Origin of the sequence: Anaerotignum sp., assembly GCF_045122575.1 — a bacterium.
In the GTDB taxonomy this organism is placed as follows: domain Bacteria; phylum Bacillota; class Clostridia; order Lachnospirales; family Anaerotignaceae; genus Anaerotignum_A.
In genome coordinates, this window is record NZ_JBGVHV010000194.1 from 1 (window position 1) to 5,923 (window position 5,923).

Genomic DNA, 5,923 nt, shown 5'->3' on the forward strand with positions numbered 1-5,923 from the left:
CGCCACTTCTTCCAGAAAACCTTCCAGATTGCCTTCGGGATTAGCCTTGTCAAATTCCGCCGCCTTATTCACGAATTCATCGATATTCTGGATACGGTTCAGGGCTTCGTCTGTCCCCTCCGCCATCAGGATCTGCAGATATCCTGTGCGTTTTACCACAGCATCGATCAGTTCCGCCACGGAAAAACCTGCCGCATCGGCTCTCAGATGTTCAAACAGTTCATAAAAATCCTTGAATTTGGCAACTCTTGTTTTCAAGGTTGTGATCTCATCCATACGAGCCAGTGCACCGTAAAGAGGGATATTCTGTTCTTCCGCAAAGGCCGCCAGTTTATCCAGAGAAGTCTCTCCGATGCCTCGTTTGGGCACGTTGATGATACGTCTTAAAGCAATGGTATCCGCGGGGTTCGCCATCACCTTCAGATAGGAAAGGATATCACGGATTTCCTTTCTTTCATAGAAGCGGACACCGCCAAAGAGACGATATGGGATGCCCTTTTTCACCATCTGATCCTCCACGGCACGGCTCTGGGCATTGGTACGGTAAAGCACAGCCATTTCATTTCTCTTTCTGCCTGCCTTTTCCAATTCCTGAATTTTTTCCGCTACAAAACGACATTCGTCATATTCGTTATCCGCTTTATAGATATGCAGGATGCTGCCTGCATCATTTTCTGTCCAGAGAGTCTTATCCTTTCTGGTCTGGTTATGATGGATCACTGCGTTGGCTGCCTCCAGAATTTTTTTGGTGGAGCGGTAATTCTGTTCCAGTTTAATCACAGTGGTATCGGGGAAATCCTTTTCGAAATCGAGGATATTGCGGATATTTGCTCCTCTCCAGCCGTAGATGGACTGGTCATCATCCCCCACCACGCAGAGGTTTTTATATTTGTTTGCCAGCATCGCTACCAGCTCATACTGGCTGGTGTTAGTATCCTGATATTCGTCTACCATGATGTAACGGAAGCGATCCTGATATTTTTCCAGAACTTCGGGGAAGTTACGGAACAGCAGCACAGTTTTATAGATCAGATCGTCAAAATCCAGCGCATTGTTTTCTTTCAGCATTTTCTGGTAGGTCTGATAGACCTTTGCGATGCGTACTGCTTTCAGATCGTTTTTATCCACCTTCTGGGCGTATTCTTCCCAACTGGTCATTTCTTCTTTCAGATGGCTGATGACTGCCATGGCCCCCTTTACGGAAAAGGACTTATCGGTAGTGCTCATGTTCAGGCGCTTGAAGGCCTCACGCATGATCTTTTCCTGATCATCCCCATCATAAATGGAGAACTGATTTTCATAATCCAGATGGTGGATCTCTCTGCGCAGAATACGCACGCAGGTAGAGTGGAAGGTGCTGATCCACATATCTCTTGCGCCGTCCCCCACCAGTTTTTCCACACGTTCTCTCATTTCCTTCGCCGCCTTATTGGTAAAGGTGATGGCAAGGATATTCCAGGGCTTCACCCCTGTTTCCAGAAGATGGGCGATACGCACGGTCAGTGCCCCTGTTTTGCCGCTGCCCGCCCCTGCCAGAATCAGCACAGGACCTTCTGTCTGCAAAACGGCCTTTTTCTGCATCTCGTTCAGTTTGTCAAATCCAATCATTTCATACTCTCCTGTTTTTTCTATAGCCTAAGAAAGGCTGATTCGGCAAAATCAACTTGTCAAATCAGCCTTATCATCTTCTAAAATCAATTTTGGAAAATGATTATTCCTTATTTTCTTTTTTCGCCTTCACACGGTCGATCGCCAGTTTATAGCCATCTGTACCATAATGCAGGCAACGGTTCACGCGGCTGATCGTTGCTGTGGAAGCGCCGGTTTTTTCCGCGATCTCAACATAGGTTCTCTTTGCGTCCAGCATGGCTGCCACTTCCATTCTCTGGGCAATGGCCTGAATTTCGTTGACCGTACAGAGGTCTTCAAAGAGCTGATAGCACTCTTCAATAGTTTCCATGCTGAGGATACATTCGAACAGTTTATCCGTCAATTCCGTTTTGATTTTTTTATTCATTTGAACGCCACCTTCTCCTGTGTTTCAAAAATTTCTCTCACAGATATATTAGCACGTTGGAGCGTTAAAGTAAAGAATTATTTTGCCGAAAGACCCTTTCCTTCACGGAAACTTTATCTTCTTTTCAGCCCTGCCAGAAACCGCGCCGGGTCTGTGTTCAGCACCAGCTCTGCGGGAAAGCCCACCTCTTTCAAAAGGGCCAGCGCATAGGAAAAATCACCCACGCTGGTATAAAAATGAGCATCGCTGCCCAATACCACAGGAATTCCTTCTTCCATGCTCATCTGCAGGATGGCCTTCACATTTTCCTGACTGCCGTCGCGGAACCCGCCGGGAACCAGAGACGCATTATTGATCTCCAATGTCGTTCCTGTTTCCCTAGCCTGACGGAACACTTCTTTATAGTCCACATCATAGCGGGGGTCACCGGGGTGGCCAATGATATCTACATAAGGGTTTTCCATGACCTTCAGCAGTGCCCTTGTGTTTTCCTTTCTGCTGCCGGGCTGAATGCAGGGCATATGGAGACTGGCAATGCCAAGATCCAGACGGGAAAGAACTTTCTCATCCATATCTACCCTTCCGTCAAAATCCATGATATTCAGTTCGATGCCTTTGAGCAGGCGCACCCCATGCAGTTCCCTGGGCAGGATATGCAGATTGGCAAAATAGGCATGGCCTGTGGTTTCTTTCATGCCGGGGGCATGGTCGGTCAGAGCCACCAGTTCCAGCCCCTTCTGTGCTGCCCAGCGCAGGTTTTCATCCACCGTGCTGTAGGCATGTCCACTGGCAACGGAATGGGTATGGGTATCGATCAATAGTTTCATATTTATCCTCTCACTTTCAAGTGAAGCATTCCTTTTCATTAAACTTTAGTATAACAGTAAACCATCGAGAATACAAGCAGAAGGGCTTCCAAAGCGGTCACGCTTTTGTGCCCCTGTCATAGTATGTAGAAGAACAAACAACTTTAAGGAGGCTGTCTTATGGGAGCTTTTGAATTTGACCTGTCCGCCAGAAACTGCAGCTGTAATCACAATCACAACAGCAGCAACGGCGCAGGGGAAACCTGTATCATCGCACAGAAGATCTTCGACCAGTGCCGCATCCAGAAATGCCTGACCAGCGACATTCTGGGGCCCGCCCGTGCCGCAAGAGGAAACGGCAACAGCTGCAACGATATGCTCTGTGAAGGGGATATCATCGTCCCCCCCTGCAACGCCGCTGATGTATCCATCCGTGATCTGGAGCTGGATCGTATCGAAATCCTGAGAAAGAAACCCAATCCCCTGCAGGAAGGCTGCTGGGATCTGGAACTGAAATATGTTTTCAACTATACGCTGGAATTCCGCCGTGCCGACGGCTGTTTCATCGGCTGCATCCCCGCCACAAACAGCTACAATCTGCGGGTGACCCTCTTTGGTTCCACGGAAGCCGACGTGACCACCGCCACCGACCAGTTCGATTGCTGCGGCAATTCCAACGGCGGCCCCTTCGCCATTGCAGAAGGCAAGGCCGTTGCCCTGCAGGCGGAACTGCGTTTCCCCAATGGCTGCTGTGACCCCTGCCACCATCATCACCACAACAGCTGCGAATGTAATGCTATCACTGTATCAAATGGCGATGCTGCCATGGGTGCTCCTGTGGCCGTAAACGTTTCCATCGGCCTGTTTACCATCGTAAAACTGTTCCGCACCGTGAATATGGTAGTCAACTCTCTGGGGCGCTGCATGCCGGAAACCTGCACCTCCACCGCTGTACCCGGTGACCCCTGCCGCAATTTTGAAAATATCCGCTTCCCGCTGGATATGTTCTCTCCCTCCGCAGAACCGAAGAGCTGCTGCGGCTTTGGCCCTGTATTCGGCTCTCCCAACTGTGAGATCGACTGTCTGGGCTGTAATGACGGCTGCAGCAACAACTGCGGCTGCAATAACAATGGCTGTAACAACTGCGGCTGCTAAAAGCAAAGGCGTCCTTTCGGACGCCTGTTTTATTTCATCTTGATCTGAAACTGTTCTGTCATTTTATCGTAGCAATCTTCGCACAGGTCAAAGCTGTCCTGTCTGCCGTCCTTTTCGGAAAAATACCCCCATGTTTTTTCCCCATGGAAATGATCCGCCCTGTCCAGGGGGATCTCCCTGCCGCAGCAGTTGCAGAGGATTCTGGAAAGGGCATGTTCTTCCTGCATACTTACCTTATATTCTCTCATATTGTTCCCCTCCGTATTTCTTTGATACCGGATTGTTCCGCACTTCGTGCTCTCACAATCCTAAAAAACATTCGTAAATCGCATATTTTTCTTCGAAAAATAGCTTCTTTACTCATGTTTTTGCGGGTCCCAAATTCAAAAATTCTCCTGAAAGCAAGCTTTCATCAAATTTTTAAACTTTGTACCCTGGTATCTGCATGATAGCATTCTTTTGTCGAAAAAGCAAAGGTAAAGAACTGGTTGTATTTCCTTCCCTTTCTATGGTAAGATATTTCCAGAAAGACAGAGGTGTTTTCAATGGAGAAAATGAACAAGGCTTTGTCCCATTGTCAGGTATGCCCCAGAAACTGCGGCATCGACCGTACAGCCGGTCAGTTCGGCTTCTGCCTTGCCCCCTATCTGCCAAAGGTAGCTCTTGTCAGCCGTCACGACTGGGAAGAACCGCCCATCAGCGGCACAAAGGGCAGCGGAACGGTATTTTTCAGCCATTGCAATCTAGGCTGTGTGTTCTGTCAGAATTTTCAGATCAGTCAGGATGGCTACGGGCAGGAAATTTCTGTGGAACGTCTGGCTGAGATTTTTCTGGAACAACAGGCACGGGGCTATCATAACGTGAATCTGGTTTCGGCGGCACAATTCATTCCCCAAGTGGTAAAGGCTCTGGAAATAGCAAAAGCACAGGGACTGAAGATCCCCGTGGTCTATAATTCCAACGGTTATGAATCCATCGAAGGTCTTCGTATGCTGGAAGGGCTGGTGGATGTCTATCTGCCCGATTTCAAATACTGGAACAACGATCTGGGTCTGGAATATTCCCATTGCCCTCATTACAGAGAAACGGCGGCGGCAGCCATTCTGGAAATGCACCGACAAGTAGGCGAGGATATTCTGGATGAAAACGGGCTGATGCAAAAGGGCATCATCCTGCGCCATCTGGTATTGCCCGGACAATATAAAGACAGTTTTCTGGTGCTGGACTGGGTGCGGGAAAATTTAGGCGAAGATACCTTTGTTTCCCTGATGAGCCAGTATACCCCCATGCACAGAGCAAAGGAATACAAGGCACTTTCCAGAAAACTCACCACCTTTGAATATGACAAAGTGGTAGACCATTTTTTCAAAATTGGTCTGAAAAACGGTTTTATGCAGAAACGTTCCTCGGCAACCAGTGAGTATACGCCCCATTTTGATCTTTCGGGCGTAGCGGAAGGGCTCACTGCCGAGCGTTATATAAAAAGAGAGGAGAAAAAATTATGATCAAAAAAGAAAGAGTCGTTACTGTTGAAGGCCTGAGAGACGGCAAAGGCAGCGTAGAAATCCACCACATTCTGGAAGGGGCAGAACTGATGGGTCACGGCACCATGTTTGCCCGCGTTATCGTAAAACCCCACAGTTCCATCGGCTGGCACCAGCATGTAGGTAATACAGAACCCTACTACATCCTGAAGGGCGTTGGTACTTTCGTGGATAACGACGGTTCCAAAACAGAAGTTTACCCCGGCGATGTATGCACCATCGAAGTGGGTCAGTGGCACTCCATGGAAAACAACACAGATGAAGATATGGAAATGATCGCTTTCGTAATGAACGACGGTCTGAAATAAGCCATACATAAAAATAAGGCGGACATATTGTCCGCCTTTTCTTATTTTACAAATTTAATTTCTTCTGCAAATACAGTCAGGTAAGCCAGTTTA

The 5,923-nt window shown here is 48.1% G+C and carries 7 protein-coding genes; 3 read left to right on the forward strand and 4 right to left on the reverse strand.

Annotated elements, in window-relative coordinates:
- From ACJMLT_RS09495 to ACJMLT_RS09505, 3 genes are all read right to left on the reverse strand, one after another.
- Nucleotides 1-1,608: ATP-dependent helicase (locus tag ACJMLT_RS09495; protein ID WP_405729991.1), on the reverse strand; the 1,608-nt coding region annotated here is incomplete at its 3' end.
- A gap of 103 nt (nt 1,609-1,711) precedes the next feature.
- Nucleotides 1,712-2,017, reverse strand: a complete 306-nt coding sequence (locus ACJMLT_RS09500; RefSeq protein WP_405729994.1) for a YerC/YecD family TrpR-related protein — start codon at nt 2,015-2,017, stop codon at nt 1,712-1,714.
- Nucleotides 2,018-2,130: 113 nt separating this feature from the next.
- A complete protein-coding gene (locus tag ACJMLT_RS09505) occupies nt 2,131-2,844 on the reverse strand; it encodes a phosphatase (RefSeq protein ID WP_405729997.1) in 714 nt (237 codons plus the stop codon).
- Nucleotides 2,845-3,003: 159 nt separating this feature from the next.
- Here ACJMLT_RS09505 and ACJMLT_RS09510 point away from each other — a divergent pair, with 159 nt between their 5' ends.
- A complete protein-coding gene (locus tag ACJMLT_RS09510) occupies nt 3,004-3,978 on the forward strand; it encodes a hypothetical protein (RefSeq protein WP_405730000.1) in 975 nt (324 codons plus the stop codon).
- 29 nt (nt 3,979-4,007) lie between these two features.
- Here ACJMLT_RS09510 and ACJMLT_RS09515 read toward each other — a convergent pair whose 3' ends face one another.
- Nucleotides 4,008-4,226, reverse strand: a complete 219-nt coding sequence (locus ACJMLT_RS09515; RefSeq protein WP_405730003.1) for a hypothetical protein — start codon at nt 4,224-4,226, stop codon at nt 4,008-4,010.
- A gap of 297 nt (nt 4,227-4,523) precedes the next feature.
- On the opposite strand from ACJMLT_RS09515, the gene ACJMLT_RS09520 reads away from it, so the two are divergent.
- Together ACJMLT_RS09520 and ACJMLT_RS09525 are read left to right on the forward strand one after the other, a co-directional pair.
- Nucleotides 4,524-5,483 carry a radical SAM protein gene (locus ACJMLT_RS09520; RefSeq protein WP_405730006.1) on the forward strand — a complete coding sequence of 320 codons (960 nt, stop codon included), beginning with the start codon at nt 4,524-4,526 and terminating at the stop codon, nt 5,481-5,483.
- Nucleotides 5,480-5,830, forward strand: a complete 351-nt coding sequence (locus ACJMLT_RS09525) for a cupin domain-containing protein (protein WP_405730009.1) — start codon at nt 5,480-5,482, stop codon at nt 5,828-5,830. The genes ACJMLT_RS09520 and ACJMLT_RS09525 overlap by 4 nt, the downstream gene beginning before the upstream one ends.
- The last annotated feature ends 93 nt before the right edge of the window (nt 5,831-5,923 follow it).

Coding starts and splice junctions, on each gene's coding strand:
- ACJMLT_RS09510 (WP_405730000.1), top strand. CDS start 3,004: ATGGGAGCTTTTGAATTTGACCTGTCCGCCAGAAACTGCAGCTGTAAT.
- ACJMLT_RS09515 (WP_405730003.1), bottom strand. CDS start 4,226: ATGAGAGAATATAAGGTAAGTATGCAGGAAGAACATGCCCTTTCCAGA.
- ACJMLT_RS09500 (WP_405729994.1), bottom strand. CDS start 2,017: ATGAATAAAAAAATCAAAACGGAATTGACGGATAAACTGTTCGAATGT.
- ACJMLT_RS09520 (WP_405730006.1), top strand. CDS start 4,524: ATGGAGAAAATGAACAAGGCTTTGTCCCATTGTCAGGTATGCCCCAGA.
- ACJMLT_RS09505 (WP_405729997.1), bottom strand. CDS start 2,844: ATGAAACTATTGATCGATACCCATACCCATTCCGTTGCCAGTGGACAT.
- ACJMLT_RS09525 (WP_405730009.1), top strand. CDS start 5,480: ATGATCAAAAAAGAAAGAGTCGTTACTGTTGAAGGCCTGAGAGACGGC.